Here is a 16,000-nt window from a genome sequence, read left to right as displayed (position 1 = left end):
CGGACAAGCCCGGGATTCGTCAGCCCTCGCTGCGGGCGAGGTGGGCGTGAAATTGGTCGAGGGCGCGATGATAGGCCATGTCGAATACCTCCTCGCTCTCGATGAAGTAGTCGAAGTAACCGCGCGAGCCGACGTACTGGAAGGGTTCCACCTGGATCGGGCTGCAGTCCTCGCCGCGCAGTTTGCCCTCGCGTAGCAGCCGGTTGATCAGGGTGATGCGCGCGACCTGCATGCTGTAGGAGCTGTTCATGCCGATCTCGGTCTCCATGTCGCGCTGCTCGAAGTAGTTGGTCGGCATGTCGCCGATCCAGCGCGAGTTCTGCGGCCGCACCACCCACAGCACCTCGGGCCGGGCGGCCGGCGCGAGGTCGCACAATTCGTTGAGGATGAACTGCCGGTGGTAGGCGCCATCGACCAGATTGAGGCCGAAGTAGGTGCGCTCGTAGCCATAGCTGTAAAGATGCAGCGCCGCCTCCACCCCTTCGGCGGTGATTGGCAGATAGCGCAGGGTGGGGGTCTGGGTGTCCCAGTCGACCGCGAGGTGTTCGCAGGCCGCCGGGTTGATGAACAGGATTTCCTGTCCGCTGGGCGGGCAGAAGGCGTTGAGCAAGACCGGGATGTCCGCCGCAGCCAGGGTTTGCGCGATCCACTCGAAGAAGTCAGGCGAGCGTGTCGGGACCCAGGTTTGTGCGGGCAGCAGCAGATCGGCCCATTGCTTGGGAGCCGCGAGAGGCGACAGACCGGCCCAGCGCTCCCAGTACTCCGACGTCGCCGGACGGAACACGCCGGGCAGGCCCTTGGCCAGCATCCATTGGTTGGAGAAGGGCAGGGCACCGTCGGGCGCCTTGGGCATCTGCGCCAGATGCTCGCGCAGGGTTTCACGCAATTCGTGGCCGGCCAGATAGTGGGCCGCCCACACGATCATCCCCGAGGTGCAACTGATCGCACTGGGGCGGATGTCCAGTTGGCGGGCCGCCGCCAGGAAGCCGGCACCGAAGGCGTTGCCACCGGCCAGCCCGCCGAGGGCGAAGGCCGCCTTGCCCTTGCCGCTCGTCTTGCGCGCGCCCCGCAGAGACTCCAGATAAGCCGGAATACCCATTGCTGCCACCTCATGCTGCATGATGCTGCGATGCAATATATCGGCATCTGGGGTTTACCTTTACATACTTGGCGCCAAAGGGTCAAGCCGAGATGATGAGCGATGCTGCAGTGCAAAAAAGTGTGTCGCAGGCATGACAAGGGCAAGTCAAAAGCAAGCGGCCCCCATCTGTCGATGGAGGCCGCTGGATTGTCCACTCACGCCCTCACTGCCTAAGCGAGGGGCCGTGAACAAGGGTTGGCAGTAATCGGTGCAGATCGAACAATGTCCGTTGTCATCCGCACCACGGCGGCCGATGCCGCCGATGCACTTTCCCGTTACCGGGGTGGCGCTTGCCACGTTTTCATTGTGGCAGGCGCAGGCCCGAGTTCAAGGTCGGAATCGGGTCGTCGCGGCAAACCTCACAAAATGTAGCGCGCCAGATCCTCGCTGCCCGCCAGCACGGCCAGGCGTTCGTCTACGTAGGCGGCATCCACGCTGACTTGGCTCAGTCCCGGCTGTCCGGCGGTAAAGGCCACCTGCTCCAGCAGCTTCTCCATCACGGTGTAGAGACGGCGCGCCCCGATGTTCTCGGTCTTTTCGTTGACCTGGAAGGCGATTTCCGCGAGACGGCGGATGCCATCCGGCTGGAAGTGCACGGTCACCCCATCGGTTGCCAGCAGGGCTTCGTACTGGCGTGTGAGGCAGGCATCGGTGCTGGTCAGGATGCGCTCGAAGTCCTGCACCGAGAGCGACTCCAGTTCCACGCGGATGGGGAAGCGCCCCTGCAACTCCGGAATCAGGTCGCTGGGTTTGGACAGGTGGAAGGCGCCGCTGGCGATGAACAGGATGTGGTCGGTCTTGATCATGCCGAACTTGGTCGACACCGTCGTGCCCTCGACCAGCGGCAGCAGGTCGCGCTGCACGCCCTGGCGCGACACATCGGCTCCGCCCACTTCCGATCTTGTCGCTATCTTGTCTATTTCGTCCAGGAATACGATGCCGTTCTGCTCCACGGCGGCGACAGCCTGGGCTTTCACTTCCTCGTCATTGACGAGCCTGCCTGCCTCCTCGTCGGCGAGCAGCTTCAGCGCTTCCGCAATGCGCAGCTTGCGGGTGTGGCGGCGGCCTTGGTGCAGGTTCTGGAACATGCCCTGCAACTGGCTCGACAGCTCTTCCATGCCGGGCGGCGCGAAAATTTCCATCGAAGAGGGCGATTGAGACACTTCGATCTCGATCTCCTTGTCATCGAGTTCGCCCTCACGCAGCTTCTTGCGGAATTTCTGGCGCGTCCCGTTATCGTCCGTCGTCGCGGGCGTCGGCTCGAAGCCGACCGGGCGGGCTGCAGGCAGCAACACGTCCAGCACGCGTTCCTCGGCAGCGTCCTGCGCGCGGTCGCGTACGCGGCGCATCGCGACCTGGCGGCCTTCCTTGATCGCGATGTCGACCAGATCGCGGATGATCGTATCCACATCTCGCCCCACATAGCCCACTTCGGTGAACTTGGTGGCTTCGATCTTGATGAAGGGCGCGTTGGCCAGGCGCGCCAGGCGACGCGCAATCTCGGTCTTGCCGACACCGGTCGGGCCGATCATCAGGATGTTCTTGGGGGTGATCTCGTGACGCAGCGGCTCGGCCACCTGGGCGCGTCGCCAGCGGTTGCGCAGGGCTACGGCCACGGCGCGCTTGGCGCGGTCCTGGCCGACGATGTGCTTGTCCAGTTCCGAGACGATCTCGGGCGGAGTCATGTTCATGCGATTGATCCTTACTGCGGGCGAGGCGCTCAGTCCAGCGTCTCGATGGTGTGCGAGTGGTTGGTGTAGATGCACAGGTCGCCGGCGATGCCGAGCGCCCTCTTGACGATGTCGGCCGGCGCCAGCTCGGTGTTCTCCAGCAGCGCACGCGCGGCGGCCTGGGCATAGGCGCCACCACTGCCGATGGCGACGATGCCCTGTTCGGGCTCCAGCACGTCGCCGTTGCCGGTGATGATCAGCGAGTGTTCGCGGTCCGCCACGGCCAGCATCGCCTCCAGGCGGCGCAGCATGCGGTCGGTGCGCCAGTCCTTGGCCAGCTCGACGGCGCTGCGCAGCAGGTTGCCCTGGTGCTTCTCCAGCTTGGACTCGAAGCGTTCGAACAGTGTGAATGCGTCTGCCGTACCCCCCGCGAAGCCAGCCAGGATATTGCCCTGATACAACCGGCGCACCTTCCGCGCCGAGGCCTTGACCACGATATTGCCCAGCGTAACCTGCCCATCCCCGCCCAGCGCCACGCTGTTGCCGCGCCGCACCGACAGGATGGTGGTGCCGTGATATTGCTCCATGAGGACTCCTCGAAAGTACTCAGCAGAACATGCGGCCGGAGCAGGAAAAGACAAGGCCCGAGATTCGGCCGAAGGGGAAATTGCCGTGGCAAGTGTAGCGAGCGGCGTGAGCTTGTGACGAGGAGTGGAAGCGTACGGACGTACGCTGAGCACCGGAACCGCAAGATCAGGTCGAGCAGTAGCTTGACGCGGATACTTGTCGAGATCGGGCCGCGCAGCAGCCCAACGCGTCAACTTTTGCGGCGCTCGATCTGAGCGATCTGATCGATGCCCATGACCTTCAGCAGGGCCTCGACCAGCGCGTTCGGGCCATGGATCACTGCCAGCTTGCCCTGGGCCTGGAACTGCGCCACCAGGTTGAACAGCGAACCGGCCGCGACGAACTCCATACGACGCAGCTTGTGGGCGTCGATGTCGACGATCTGGCGCTGCGAGGCATAGGCGGCCAGCTTGCGGAATTCTTCAGGCTGGCTGCCCGCGACGACCCCGTCGAAGACGAAGCGATCGGTCGGCGGCATCAGGCTGGGCTTGCTCTCGGTCAGCCCGGCGGTATCGGTGAGGTTCACCGGTTCGGGAGGTTCCCAGGAAGGCGGCGATTCCTCGAAGGTGATCGCGAAGTCCACCGCGACCTGCTCGAAGCGGTCCTGGTCGCCCATGTGCTGCAGCAACTCCAGGGCCAGGGCCCAGCATGGACGGTTTTCCTTCTCGCCCACCTTGAGGCGGGCTTCCAGCAGGCCGTAGGCATGCGCGCCGCCCACCAGGGCCAGCTTCACCTTGCTCTTCTTGAGGCCGGCGAAGGTGTCGGCCAGCAGGGTCACGCCTTCTTCGTCGATGCCGCGCAGGCGCGAGAAGTCGACGCGCAGCTTGCCCGTCTTGGCGCCGATGCGTACCAGTTGCTCGAACTGGGTACGGGCGCCGCCGGAGAGGTTGCCCGACAGATTGACGGCCGGCGCGGCCTCGCGTTTTTCGGTGGTCGCCACCGCCTCGTCCTGGTCCCACATCGGCGGCGAGATCTCGAACTGGCGGGCAAACACTTCGGAGCGGGCGTCGAAGGCGGCCTTATCGCCCATCAGGCGCAGCAGATCCAGCAGCATGCGCCACAGGAAGTCGCCGGCCTTGCCGTCAGCACTGTCGATGGTGGCTTCCAGGATGGCGCGCGCACCGTCGTCGCTGGCGTTCGCATACAGGATCGCGGCCTCCTCGACGGCCGCGTTGTCTTCGTGCTGGGCTTCGGAAACCTGGATCTTGCCGGCCGCCGCCGCCAGGCCACGACCCACGTCTCCCAGTTGGGTGAAGCCCAGGGTGGTGGTCATGTCGCTCTTGTCGCCCTTGTCCGGGCGCGCGGCATCCCCGGCATTGGCGCCGTTGCCTTGCTTCTTCCCGAAAAAGGACATGACCATAAAGCTTGCCTGTCGGCTGGGGGTAGGGATGAAAACTCCGGGCGCTTGTCGCGCTGGCTGACCGGCATCCTCCGGTCAGCCTGGGCGGATGCTCAGTCCGCGTACATCTTCTGCATGCGTTCGCGGCGTGCCTGTGCTTCGACCGACAGCGTCGCCGTGGGGCGGGCCAGCAGGCGCGCCAGGCCGATCGGTTCGCCGGTCTCCTCACAGTAGCCGTAGGACTCATCGGCGATGCGCTGCAGCGCCTGGTCGATCTTCTTGAGCAGCTTGCGTTCGCGGTCGCGCGTGCGCAGTTCGAGCGCATGCTCCTCTTCCACTGTGGCCCGGTCGGCCGGATCGGCCACCGCTTCCTGTTCGCGCATGTGCTCGACGGTCTCATCAACCTTGCGCTGCAATTCATCTCGCATGGACAGCAGGCGTTCGCGGAAGAAAGCGAGCTGCGCCGCGTTCATGTACTCCGATTCGGGCATCGCCAGCAGCTTGGCTTCGGTCAGCGCCATGGGCATTCCTCATCAGTGACGTTTACGACAGAGGCCGGCATTCTGCCGCAGTCTGTGGCGCTTGGACAGTGCCAGGCGCCCATACGTCGGCAAGCCTCTGTGGCCTTCTTGAAGCTTATCGGCGCCATCCGGCGCCCGGTTGAGCTTCCGTACGGGGAAGCCCCGATAAGCCGGGCGCCCCGCGTTACAATCCACACATGTCAGACAGCCTTCCCGACACGATAGCGCATCGCTGGCCGGTCCGCGTGTATTACGAGGATACCGATGCGGCAGGTGTCGTGTATTACGCCAACTACCTGCGCTTCTGCGAGCGCGCCCGCACCGAATGGCTGCGCAGCCTGGGCCTGGACCAGCGTGAGCTGATGGCGCGCGAGCGCATCGCGTTCGTGGTGACCCGCGTCGAGGCCGATTACCTGCGCGGTGCGGAACTCGATGACGAGCTGACTGTCTTGTCTCGCATAAAAAGCACGGGACGTGCCAGCATAATCTTCGAACAGCAGATCCTGCGTGAAGAAATTGTCATGTTGTCGGCCGTCGTCACGGTCGCCTGCGTTGACTGGTCTGTCCGCCGCCCGACGCGCCTGCCCGAATGTCTCCGCACTCAACTGAAAGTCGCTTCCTGAAAGCCTTTGCATGAACATCACCGAAGACCTGTCAATCATCAGTCTCATCGCCAACGCGAGCCTTGTGGTCAAGTTCATCATGGCCTTGCTGGTGGGCGTCTCCCTCATGTCCTGGTACTGGATCTTCCGCAAGGGGTTCGCCATCCGCGATGCCCGCAGCAAGACCGCGGAGTTCGAGCACCTTTTCTGGAGCGGCGGCGATCTGGCCAACCTGCACCGCCTGGCGGCACAGAATCGCGAGACGTCCGGGCCGCTGGCGCGCATCTTCGAAGCCGGCTATCGCGAATTCTCCAAGCTGCGCGTGCAGCCCAACCTGGAAGCCTCCGACATGATTGACGGTGCGCGACGCGCCATGCGCGCCACCTACCAGCGTGAGATCGACGATCTGGAGGCCCATCTGGCCTTTCTCGCCTCGGTGGGCTCGGTCAGCCCGTATGTGGGTCTGTTCGGCACGGTGTGGGGAATCATGAACGCGTTCCGCGGTCTATCGAACGTCAGCTCGGCCACTCTCGCGCACGTCGCCCCGGGTATCGCCGAGGCCCTGGTGGCCACCGCCATTGGCCTGTTTGCCGCCATTCCGGCCGTCGTGGCCTACAACCGTTATGCGCACGACATTGATCGCCTGTCGATCCGCTACGAGAGCTTCATGGAAGAGTTCTCCAACATCCTGCAGCGCCAGTTGAGATAAGCCATGCGTCAACGCCGCCTCATGAACCAGATCAACGTCGTGCCCTACATCGACGTGATGCTGGTGTTGCTGGTCATCTTCATGGTCACCGCGCCGATGATTCCCAGCGGTACGGTGGATCTGCCCAGCGTGGCCAAGACCTCGCAGTCCAAGACTGATCCGCTGGAAGTCATCGTGCGTTCGGGCGACGGCCTGGCCTTCCGTGACCGCAGCAAAGGGGGCGATCCGCAGAGCGTCAGCAAAGACGATCTGGTGGCGCGCATCAAGGCCGCGCAGGAACGTAATCCCGAGCAGGCGGTGGTGATCGCCGCCGACAAGAACGTGCGTTACGACTCCGTCATGCAGGTCATGGACCTGCTGCAACGCAATCAGGTCGCCCGCGTGGGCCTGTTGGTCCAGCCGGCGGCGAAGTGAGGTTGTGGTGAATCCGGCGCTTCCCCCGCCTGAGTCAGGTAAATGGCTGTCCGCCGGGCTGGCTCTGGCCATGCACCTGCTGCTGGCGCTCGTGTTGTTCTATGGCGTGCAATGGCAGCGACGTGCGCCAGCGCCGGTGATGGTGGATCTGGTTGGCAGCCTGCCGCCGATGGCTGCGCCGCAGCCGCGTGAAGAGCCGAGCCCCCAGCCCAGGCCTGAGCCTCGGATCGAGCCGCCCAAGCCGGAGGAAAAGCCCCCGGTGAAGCCGGATATCGCGCTCAAGGAGCCCAAGCCCGAGAAGAAACCGCCGCCCAAGGTTGAGCCGAAACCTGAGCCGAAGCCACTAGAGAAGCCGCCGCAGGCCGCCTCCGCCCCGGCGGCCAAGGCGCCGCCGTCGGACCGCATGAGCCAGTTGCTCAATCAGGCCTCCGCCGATGCGCGCATGGAGGCATTGGCCAAGGCCGATGCGGCGCGTGCCGCGACCCAGGGTGGTGGCGGATCGCCCAATGCGGTGCGCGCCTGGGAGGCGCAGATCCAGAACGCGATCCGCGCCAACATCGTGCGCCCAGGTGGCGTGAGCGGGCGTCCCAAGCCAGAGTTCGCGATCCAGTTGCTGCCCTCGGGCGAGATACTGGAGCCGATCCGGCTGGTCACCAGCTCCGGCGTGCAAGCCGTGGACGAAGCGGTGGAGCGGGCCATCCGCAAGACGGCACGCCTGCCGCTGCCGGCTGATCCGCGCGTCTTCCAACGCCAGTTGCGGCTCGTCTTCGACCCCTACGATCCGGCGTATTGAACCAATCCGCCGAAAACCGATCCAGATCATCCCTTTGCTGGAATCTCCAACATATAATTGCCCGCCATGCATTTTCGACGCTTCCTGCTCCTGTGTGCCGCCCTGGCCACACTTCTGCCCGCGACCGTCCCGGCGCAGTTGACCATCGAGATTGCCGGTTCCGGCAGCAATCTCATTCCCGTCGCCATCGCCTCCTTCGAAGGCGAGTCGGTGCTGGAGCGTTCGCTGACTGACATCGTGCGCGCCGATCTCGAACGCAGCGGTCTGTTCCGCCGCATCGAGACCGGGCCGCTGCCGATCTCCGACAAGGCCAGCGTGGACTTCGCCAACTGGCGCACGCGCGGTGCCGACGCCCTGCTCACCGGCAGCGTCACGCGCAACCCCAATGGCCGTATCGAGGCAGCCTTCCGCCTGTGGGACGTGGCCAAACAGGCCAGCCTGGCGGGTTTCGTGTTCTCCTTCCCGCCTAGCGACTACCGCGCCGCCGCGCATCGCATCGCCGATGAAGTGTATGAGCGCCTGACCGGCGAGAAGGGGGTGTTCTTCACCCGCATCGCCTATGTCGAGAAGACCGGCTCGCAGTACGCCCTGGTCATCGCCGACTCCGATGGGCTGAACCGCATTACCACCGTGCGCTCCAACGAACCCCTGATCTCGCCGACCTGGTCGCCGGACGGTTCGCGCATCGCCTATGTCGGCTTCCAGCTCAAGAAGCCGGTGCTGTACATCCTGCATCTGGCGACTGGCCGGGTGCAGGTGCTGGCCAACTACCGCGGCTCCAATTCGGCGCCGGCCTGGGCACCCGACGGCAACCAGCTTGCCATCGTGCTGACCAAGGACGGCTTGTCGCAGATCTACCTCATCAATGCGGATGGCAGCGGTCTGCGCCGCCTGACCGAATCCTCTACCAGCATCAACACCGAGCCGGTGTTCTCGCCTGACGGCCAGTACATCTACTTCACATCGGACCGTGGCAGCAGCCCGCAGACCTATCGCATCCCGGCGCAGGGCGGCGAGGCGCAACGTGTCACGTTCAGCGGGTCCTACAATGTGAGCCCGCATATCTCGCCCAACGGCAAGATGCTCAGTTATGTGACGCGCGGCGATCTCGGATTCCAGGTCGCCGTGATGGATCTTGCCACCCAGCAGACCCAGGTGCTGACCGACACGGCACTCGACGAATCCCCGCATTTCGCGCCGAACGGGCGCTATATTCTTTACGCAACGGAAGTAGGCGGCCGGGGCGTATTGTCGGTAGTATCCACCGACGGCAGGACGAAGTACCGCCTTTCCCAGCCGGCCAGCGACGTGCGCGAACCGGCCTGGGGACCGTATCTCAAATAAAAGTCTCAAACGCTCAGGAGCTCACCATGAAACTTGCACTGCCTCTCGCCGCCCTGTCTCTCGCTCTGCTGTCTGCCTGCAGCACCACGCCGACCCAGGAGGCCGCTCCGGCTGCTCCGGCCGCCGCTGCGCCGGCCGCTGCCGCCGCCAAGCCGGCCCCTGCGCCCGCGCCCAAGGCTGATCCCTTCGCCGGTCTGAAGGACCCCAAGAACATCCTGTCCAAGCGCAGCGTGTACTTCGACTATGACAAGTACGAAGTGAAGCTGGACGACATCTCGGTGGTGGAAGCCCATGCCAAGCTGCTGAAGGCCCAGAAGGCTGACGCTCGCGCCAAGGTCCTGATCCAGGGCAACACCGACGAGCGTGGCTCGCGTGAGTACAACCTGGCCCTGGGTCAGAAGCGTGCCGACGCGGTCAAGCAAGTCATGACCACGCTGGGTGCCGGTGCCGACCAGATCGAGACCGTCAGCCTGGGTGAAGAAAAGCCGAAGGCTGCGGGCAAGGACGAAGACTCCTACGCTCAAAACCGTCGTGCCGACATCCTGTACAAGGGCGAATACTGATCGCCTGCTGGTCGCGCTGACCAGTCAGTAAGCACCTGACGCAAGGGGCGGGCCGTCCGGTCCGCCCCGGCGTGGGTTCTCCCGAAGAGAGTCCCCCATGAAGTCTTCCCGCCTGTTCGCTCCTCTCCTGTTGCTTTCTCTCGTCGCGCCGGCCCATGCCGCACTGTTTGACGATGAGGAGGCCCGTCGCCGCATCGAAGCATTGCGCAACGATGTGGATGTGCGCCTCAAGGAGTTCGATGCCAAGGTTGAGTCGCTGCCGCGCAACCTGGTGCTGACCAACGAGAAGATCGAGCAGTTGCGCGTGGAGCTGGCAAAGCTGCGTGGCCAGGTCGAAGTGCTGGTCAACGACATGGAGCAGACGCAGAAACGCCAGAAGGATTTTTACGTCGACCTCGACAATCGCCTGCGCAAGCTGGAGGGCGAGGGCCAGAAGGCGGTCGAGGCCGCGCCGCCGGTGGATGCCGCGGCCGAGGCCCGCGAGTACGAGGCGGCGATCAACGCGCTGCGTGCCAACCGCCCGATTGATGCGGCTTTCGGCTTCCGCAGCTTCATCAAGGCGCATCCGAAGAGCAGTTTTTTGCCCGGTGCCCATTTCTGGGCCGGCATGGCACACCTGAAGGCGCGTGACCCCGCCACGGCCAAGGATTTCTTCACCAAGATGTTCACCGACTGGCCGACCGATCCGATGGCGCCGGATGCCATGCTGGGGCTGGCCGATGCGCAGGAGGCCCTGAAGGAAGTGAAGGGCGCGCGCAGCACGCTGGAACAACTGGTCGCCACCTATCCCACCAGCGAAGCCGCCAAGAGCGCCAAGCCGCGACTCGGCAAGAAGTGAGTACCGCTGTTGCCGCGCAGGACCGGCGCCTGCGCATCACCGAAGTCTTCTTTTCCGTGCAGGGTGAGTCTAGCCGTGTGGGCCTGCCCACCGTGTTCGTGCGCCTGACCGGTTGCCCCCTGCGCTGCTCCTGGTGCGACACCACCTATTCCTTCACTGGCGGCGAGTGGCGTGATTTCGACGCCCTGCTGGTCGAGATCGCCGGCCATGGCACGCCTTACGTCTGTGTCACCGGTGGCGAGCCGCTGGCACAGAAGGCCTGCCTCGCGTTCTTGCGCGAGCTGTGCGAGGCCGGCTACTCGGTGTCGCTGGAGACCAGCGGTGCGCTGGACGTATCGGACGTCGACCCGCGCGTGTCGAAGATCATGGACCTGAAGGCGCCCGGCTCGGCCGAGGTGGCGCGCAACCTGTGGTCCAACCTCGCGCACCTGACACCGCATGACGAGCTGAAGCTGGTGCTGGCCGACGAGGCCGACTACCAGTGGGCACGCGAACAATTGCAGGCGCATCGCCTGGCCGAGCGCTGCCCGGTGCTGTTTTCCCCGGTACAGGGCAGCCTTGCGCCGCAGGTGCTGGCCGAATGGATCCTGCGCGACCGCCTGCCGGTGCGCATGCAGGTGCAACTGCACAAAGTCATCTGGGGCAATCGCCCCGGGGTGTAGGCCGAATACGCCTCATCCGTCGCCCGCCCGTGCAGGCGCGCGATAATTCCGCATCTTCTCGCAAGGAATGAACATGACCCAGCCGCGTGCCGTCGTCCTGCTCTCGGGCGGCCTCGATTCCGCTACTTGTCTTGCCATCGCCCGCGACCAGGGTTTCGAGACCTATGCCTTGTCCGTTGCATATGGTCAGCGCCACGCAGCCGAGCTGGCTGCGGCGGAGCGAGTCGCGCGAGCTCTGGGCGCGCGCGAGCATCGCCTGGCGCATGTCGACCTTGGCCAGTTCGGTGGCTCGGCGCTGACCGATGCGAACCTGGCCGTGCCCACCGACGGGCTGCAGTCCGGCATTCCGATCACCTATGTCCCGGCGCGCAATACCGTGATGCTGTCGCTGGCCCTGGGCTGGGCCGAGGTCCTGCAGGCCAATGCCATCTTCGTCGGCGTCAACGCGGTGGATTACTCGGGCTACCCGGATTGCCGGCCCGAGTTTGTCGAGGCCTTCGAGCGCATGGCGAACCTCGCCACTAAGACCGGCGTGGAAGGCTTGAAGCTCAGCATCCATGCCCCGCTGATCCAGCTCTCCAAGGCGCAGATCGTGCAACGCGGGACGGCGCTGGGCGTGGACTACGCGATGACGGTGTCCTGCTACCAGGCAGACGACGCCGGCCGCGCCTGCGGCCAGTGCGACGCCTGTCGCCTGCGCCGGGCCGGCTTCGAGGCTGCCGGCCTGGCCGATCCGACGCGTTACGTGTGAGCGAGCCGGCGCAGCACGCCGGCCACGCCCAGCGCAGCCAACAGGCTCAACAGGCCCAGGCTGCCCCCGCCGCCCCCGCTGGAGGAACTGGTGGAGCTGCTGCTCCCGCCAGAAGAAGAGCTGCTGCTCGCCGCGCTCTGCTGGTCGGCCCACACGGTAATGGCCTGCAGGGTGCTGTCGCTGCGGCCGTTGCTGTCGGTGACCGTCAGCGTCAGATAGACCGTGCCGGTGGACTGCAGCGCCAGGCTGGCCGTGGGGGCACTGGCATTGGACAGGGTGGCGTTGACGCCTGATACCGACCATTGGTAAGTGCTGATGCTGGCGCCGCCGACTGCGCTTGAGGCGCTGCCGCTGAGGCTCAGTGTGAAGCCCACCGCGTTGGTGCCACTGTAGCTCAGGCTGGCCACCGGCCGCAGCGCCTGGGTGACCGCCCCAGGTGCGTCCAGCAGGCCGGCGCCGCAGGTAGTGGTGGTGCAATTGCATTGGCCGCCCGCATTGGTCGCCGGGCAGGTGGGCAGACCCGTTTCCGTGGGGAAGGCCCGCGCCGAGGTTTTGATGCGCTCGATCAGCTTGGCCGGCGTCAGCGCTGGATTGACGGCCAGCATCAAGGCGGCCACGCCAGCGGCTTGCGGCGCGGCGAAGCTGGTGCCGAGGGGCACATTCGGGTAGATGTTGGTCGTATAACCGTTGGCGGCCGGTACCGTGGTGCCAAGGTTGACGGCCGAGGTGATGGGGTAGATGCATGGCTGGCCATCCGCGACGACGACGCAGTTGCCGGCCGGCGCGGCGATGTCGGCCTCGGGGCCGAAGCTGCTGTAACCGACCTTGGTGCCGGTATGCCGCACACCGGCCACGGCCAGCACGCCAGGGCAGTTGGCGGGCTGGTCGACCGCATTGGGTTCGTTGCCGGCGGCGGCGACGATCAGCGCGCCTGTCGCAATGACCTCGGTGATGGCGCTCTGGTAGGTGGCGGAGCAAGTGTCGTCGCCGCCCAGGCTCATATTGATGACCCGGGCCGGGTTCGGGTTGTCAGGCGCGCCCGGTACGTTGAGGCCGACGGCCCAGCGCATTGCCGCGGCGATGTCGGAAATGTATCCACCCTCCACGCCAAGAGCGCGCAGCGGCAGGATGCGGCTGGCCCAGGCGACACCCGCGATGCCGGCAGCATTGTTGGTGTTGGCGGCGATCAAGCTGGACACGCGGGTGCCATGCCAAGAACTGGGCTCCAGCACCTGTTGGTTCTGGTTGTTTGTGTAGTAGTACCAATCGCCGGGGTCCGATGGGTCGGCGTCGCGCCCATCGCCATCGTTGGCGGTGGCGCAGGAAGTGGCCGTGTCGCAGCTCACGAAGTCGTAGCCCGGCAGCAGCTTGCCGCCAGCGAGTTCCTCATGGTCGCCGCGCACCCCGGTGTCGATCACTGCCACCACCACGCTGGCCACGCCGGTGGTCTGATCCCACGCGCTCTGGGCATTGATCGCGGCCGGCTGTGTGCCTTGCAGGTACCACTGGTCCGGGGTGAACTTCGGGTCATTGGGCAGCGCGCGGATGCGCATCTTCTGGTCCACCTCGACCGACGCGACATTGGGAAGCGCCGCCAGCCGCTGTGCCAGCTCGGCCGAGCTGAGACCGGCGGCAGTCACCACCTGCGTGTCCTCGGCGATATGGGCACGACCGACCAGGCCGAGGCCAGCGCCGCGCGAGAGTACCTGCATGCGGTCCGAGGCGCTGGCGATGCGCGCCTGGGCGGTGTCGGCCTTGAAGCGCACGATCACGCGCCCTTCGAGGCTGCTGCTGGAAACGGTTTGGGTATGGGCTGCCAGCGCGGGCAAGGCGCAGGCGGCGGCAAGGGCGCTGCGCAGGAACAGACGGTGCATCAAGGAAGCTTCTCCTGGCGATCGGGTGATACGGTGACCTGCTGGTCGAACTCGGCGTGGGCCACGCCAGCGTGGCGTGACAGGCGCGCCAGCGCGTCCGCGCATTGTGGATCGGCTGTGTTGCAGTGGAGCAGGTAGGCCGCCGAACGGGTCGAGATGGCATTGCCATATTCGACGCGCGCGCCGCTGGCCTGGGCCAGCTCGGCCAGGGTGCGGGCAGCCGCCAGTTGGCGCGCCTGGCTGAATTCGACGATCACCCGGCGCGGCGGGCCCTCGCGGGCGGGCGCCGGCTGGCTGCAGGCGGCCAAGACCAGCGTTGAGGCGAGAAGCGGCAGGATCTGGAGGGCGCGAGGCATGCCGGGGTGTAAGGCAGACGGTGCTTCGATCTTAGCAGTCCCGTTCGGGTGAACAAGGGCGGACAGCCAGGTTTTGCAGTGCTTTACCTGTCATTGGGGCAGCGGACGCGGCACAATGGCGGCCCTCTCGCTTTTGCCCTGTCCGCCGCCATGTCCGCACACCAGACCGACGACGCTTCGCCCGCCGAGCCGACCCCGGCCCCCCGCCTGTCGCGCCAGCCCATCCGCAGCTTCGTGCTGCGCCAGGGGCGCATGTCCGACGGGCAGAAACGGGCCATTGACGAGCTGCTGCCACGCTATGGCATCCCCTATGTGGCGGGCGCGCTGGACTATGCCGCCTGTTTCGGCCGTCGTGCTCCGGTGGTGCTGGAGATCGGCTGCGGCATGGGCATCACCACGGCACAGATCGCGGCGGCGCGGCCCGATACCGACTTCATCGGCATCGAGGTGCACGGGCCCGGCGTGGGCAATCTGTGCAAGCTGATCGAGGAGCAGGGGCTGAGCAATCTGCGCGTGATGCAGCACGACGCCACCGAGGTGGTGCGCGACATGATCGCACCCGACTCGCTGGCCGGTATCCACGTCTATTTCCCCGATCCCTGGCCCAAGAAGCGGCATCACAAGCGGCGCATCCTGCAGCCGGCCTTCGTTGCACAACTGGCCAGCCGCCTGGCACCCGGCGGCTACCTGCATTGCGCCACCGACTGGGAGGACTACGCCCAGCACATGTTGGAAGTGCTGAGTGCCGAGCCGCTGCTGGAGAACACGGCGGCCGACTACGCGCCGCGTCCGGCCTGGCGGCCCGAGACCAAGTTTGAGGCGCGCGGGCTGCGCCTGGGGCATGGCGTGTGGGACTTGCTGTTCCGTCGGAAGTAAGGCGCGGCTCAGCGACGTGGGCGATTCGCCAGCAGCACGCCGCCGATCACCATCAAGCCACCCGCCACGCCCGATAGGGCCAGCGATTCCCCCAGCAACAGCACGCTCAGCAGCACGCCGAACACTGGCACGAGGTTGGTGAATTGGGTGGCGCGGGCGGCGCCGATGACGCCCACCGCGCGGTTGTACCAGACGAAGGCCAGGGTGGTGCCGAACAGGCCGAGATAAGCCAGCGCAGCCCACTGCCCGGGCGAAGGCCAGCGCACCAAGCCGGCCGCCAGTTCGCCAAGGGCGGGCAGGGCCAGCAGCAGTGCCCCCCAGGCCGCCGCGCCCAAGGTCATCGTCAGTGCTGGCACACCCTGCAGGAAATAGCGGATCACCAGGGTGTAGGCCACCCAGGCCACCACGGCACCGAAGAAATACAGTTCGCCCAGCCCCAGCGCGCCGTGCAGCAGGCTTGCCGGCTCGCCATGCGAGACGATCAACAACACGCCGACGAAAGACAGGGCCACCCCGCCGGCAAGCCGGGCCGACCAGCGTCCGCGTTCGATCACTTGCACGGCGATCAAGGTGAGGATCGGACTGGCCGCCACCATCAGGGACACGCGACTCGCCGGGATCAGGCCCAGGCTGGCGAAGAAGCCGGCGTTGTAGGCGAAGATGCCGGTCGCGCCCAGCGCGAAGATGGCCAGGTGCTGGCGCCGGGTCAGCGTGATCCGGGTGGTGGGGCCGGACAGGCGCTGGAACACCAGCAGGCCCAGCAGGGCGAACAGGAAGCGCAGGGTGGCCGCGCTGAAATGCGGCATGTCCTGCGCCAGGTAACGTCCCGCGATGAAGGTGCCGCCCCAGAAGGCGGTGGTCAGCACCAGGCGCAGATAGATACCGCCGAGCGCCGGCGCAGGAGAAGCAGATGTCATGCG

18 protein-coding genes are annotated in these 16,000 nt (G+C 65.8%); 10 read left to right on the top strand and 8 right to left on the bottom strand.

Features of this window, described 5'->3' with window-relative positions:
* Positions 1 to 19 precede the first annotated feature (19 nt).
* The 5 genes from NMB43_RS18990 to dksA all read right to left on the bottom strand — a co-directional run bounded on the left by NMB43_RS18990 (position 20) and on the right by dksA (position 5,298).
* Positions 20 to 1,099 (bottom strand): hypothetical protein, encoded by a 1,080-nt coding sequence (locus NMB43_RS18990; RefSeq protein WP_494349737.1) that lies wholly within the window; start codon positions 1,097 to 1,099, stop codon positions 20 to 22.
* Between the two features lie 401 nt (positions 1,100 to 1,500).
* Entirely contained in the window at positions 1,501 to 2,832 is a 1,332-nt protein-coding gene (gene hslU, locus NMB43_RS18985) for an ATP-dependent protease ATPase subunit HslU (protein WP_494349736.1), read from the bottom strand.
* A gap of 29 nt (positions 2,833 to 2,861) precedes the next feature.
* Complete coding sequence (hslV, locus tag NMB43_RS18980; RefSeq protein ID WP_494349735.1) at positions 2,862 to 3,398, bottom strand: ATP-dependent protease subunit HslV; 537 nt, start codon at positions 3,396 to 3,398, stop codon at positions 2,862 to 2,864.
* Positions 3,399 to 3,628: 230 nt separating this feature from the next.
* Positions 3,629 to 4,798: an STAS domain-containing protein gene (locus NMB43_RS18975; RefSeq protein WP_494349734.1), complete on the bottom strand. Its 1,170-nt coding sequence runs from the start codon at positions 4,796 to 4,798 to the stop codon at positions 3,629 to 3,631.
* A gap of 92 nt (positions 4,799 to 4,890) precedes the next feature.
* A complete protein-coding gene (gene dksA / locus NMB43_RS18970; RefSeq protein WP_494349733.1) occupies positions 4,891 to 5,298 on the bottom strand; it encodes an RNA polymerase-binding protein DksA in 408 nt (135 codons plus the stop codon).
* A gap of 197 nt (positions 5,299 to 5,495) precedes the next feature.
* On the opposite strand from dksA, the gene ybgC reads away from it, so the two are divergent.
* The 9 genes from ybgC to queC all read left to right on the top strand — a co-directional run bounded on the left by ybgC (position 5,496) and on the right by queC (position 11,974).
* Positions 5,496 to 5,921 carry a tol-pal system-associated acyl-CoA thioesterase gene (gene ybgC, locus NMB43_RS18965; protein WP_494349732.1) on the top strand — a complete coding sequence of 142 codons (426 nt, stop codon included), beginning with the start codon at positions 5,496 to 5,498 and terminating at the stop codon, positions 5,919 to 5,921.
* Between the two features lie 10 nt (positions 5,922 to 5,931).
* Positions 5,932 to 6,609: a protein TolQ gene (tolQ, locus tag NMB43_RS18960; protein ID WP_494349731.1), complete on the top strand. Its 678-nt coding sequence runs from the start codon at positions 5,932 to 5,934 to the stop codon at positions 6,607 to 6,609.
* A gap of 3 nt (positions 6,610 to 6,612) precedes the next feature.
* A complete protein-coding gene (tolR, locus tag NMB43_RS18955; protein WP_494349730.1) occupies positions 6,613 to 7,023 on the top strand; it encodes a protein TolR in 411 nt (136 codons plus the stop codon).
* A gap of 70 nt (positions 7,024 to 7,093) precedes the next feature.
* The gene (locus NMB43_RS18950) at positions 7,094 to 7,816 is read left to right on the top strand and encodes an energy transducer TonB (protein WP_494349729.1); all 723 of its coding nucleotides are present in this window, start codon (positions 7,094 to 7,096) and stop codon (positions 7,814 to 7,816) included.
* A 66-nt stretch (positions 7,817 to 7,882) separates the two neighbouring features.
* Positions 7,883 to 9,160 (top strand): Tol-Pal system beta propeller repeat protein TolB, encoded by a 1,278-nt coding sequence (gene tolB / locus NMB43_RS18945; protein WP_494349728.1) that lies wholly within the window; start codon positions 7,883 to 7,885, stop codon positions 9,158 to 9,160.
* Between the two features lie 26 nt (positions 9,161 to 9,186).
* The gene (gene pal, locus NMB43_RS18940) at positions 9,187 to 9,723 is read left to right on the top strand and encodes a peptidoglycan-associated lipoprotein Pal (protein WP_494349727.1); all 537 of its coding nucleotides are present in this window, start codon (positions 9,187 to 9,189) and stop codon (positions 9,721 to 9,723) included.
* Between the two features lie 97 nt (positions 9,724 to 9,820).
* Positions 9,821 to 10,561, top strand: a complete 741-nt coding sequence (gene ybgF, locus NMB43_RS18935) for a tol-pal system protein YbgF (protein ID WP_494349726.1) — start codon at positions 9,821 to 9,823, stop codon at positions 10,559 to 10,561.
* Entirely contained in the window at positions 10,558 to 11,223 is a 666-nt protein-coding gene (gene queE, locus NMB43_RS18930; RefSeq protein WP_494349725.1) for a 7-carboxy-7-deazaguanine synthase QueE, read from the top strand. The genes ybgF and queE overlap by 4 nt, the downstream gene beginning before the upstream one ends.
* Positions 11,224 to 11,296: 73 nt before the next feature.
* A complete protein-coding gene (gene queC / locus NMB43_RS18925) occupies positions 11,297 to 11,974 on the top strand; it encodes a 7-cyano-7-deazaguanine synthase QueC (RefSeq protein ID WP_494349724.1) in 678 nt (225 codons plus the stop codon).
* Here the strand turns inward: queC and NMB43_RS18920 are convergent.
* Positions 11,965 to 13,848, bottom strand: a complete 1,884-nt coding sequence (locus NMB43_RS18920; RefSeq protein ID WP_494349723.1) for a S8 family serine peptidase — start codon at positions 13,846 to 13,848, stop codon at positions 11,965 to 11,967. The two genes, queC and NMB43_RS18920, sit on opposite strands and share 10 nt — an antisense overlap.
* Positions 13,848 to 14,204 carry a hypothetical protein gene (locus tag NMB43_RS18915; RefSeq protein WP_494349722.1) on the bottom strand — a complete coding sequence of 119 codons (357 nt, stop codon included), beginning with the start codon at positions 14,202 to 14,204 and terminating at the stop codon, positions 13,848 to 13,850. Before NMB43_RS18915 ends, NMB43_RS18920 begins: the two co-directional genes overlap by 1 nt.
* A gap of 150 nt (positions 14,205 to 14,354) precedes the next feature.
* On the opposite strand from NMB43_RS18915, the gene trmB reads away from it, so the two are divergent.
* Complete coding sequence (gene trmB, locus NMB43_RS18910; protein WP_494349721.1) at positions 14,355 to 15,080, top strand: tRNA (guanosine(46)-N7)-methyltransferase TrmB; 726 nt, start codon at positions 14,355 to 14,357, stop codon at positions 15,078 to 15,080.
* A gap of 8 nt (positions 15,081 to 15,088) precedes the next feature.
* Here the strand turns inward: trmB and NMB43_RS18905 are convergent, their stop codons facing one another.
* The gene (locus NMB43_RS18905) at positions 15,089 to 15,997 is read right to left on the bottom strand and encodes a DMT family transporter (RefSeq protein WP_494349720.1); all 909 of its coding nucleotides are present in this window, start codon (positions 15,995 to 15,997) and stop codon (positions 15,089 to 15,091) included.
* Positions 15,998 to 16,000: the final 3 nt, after the last annotated feature.

The sequence above is a fragment of the Uliginosibacterium sangjuense genome (assembly GCF_059132465.1).
This window is presented reverse-complemented; position numbering and strand designations above follow the sequence as displayed.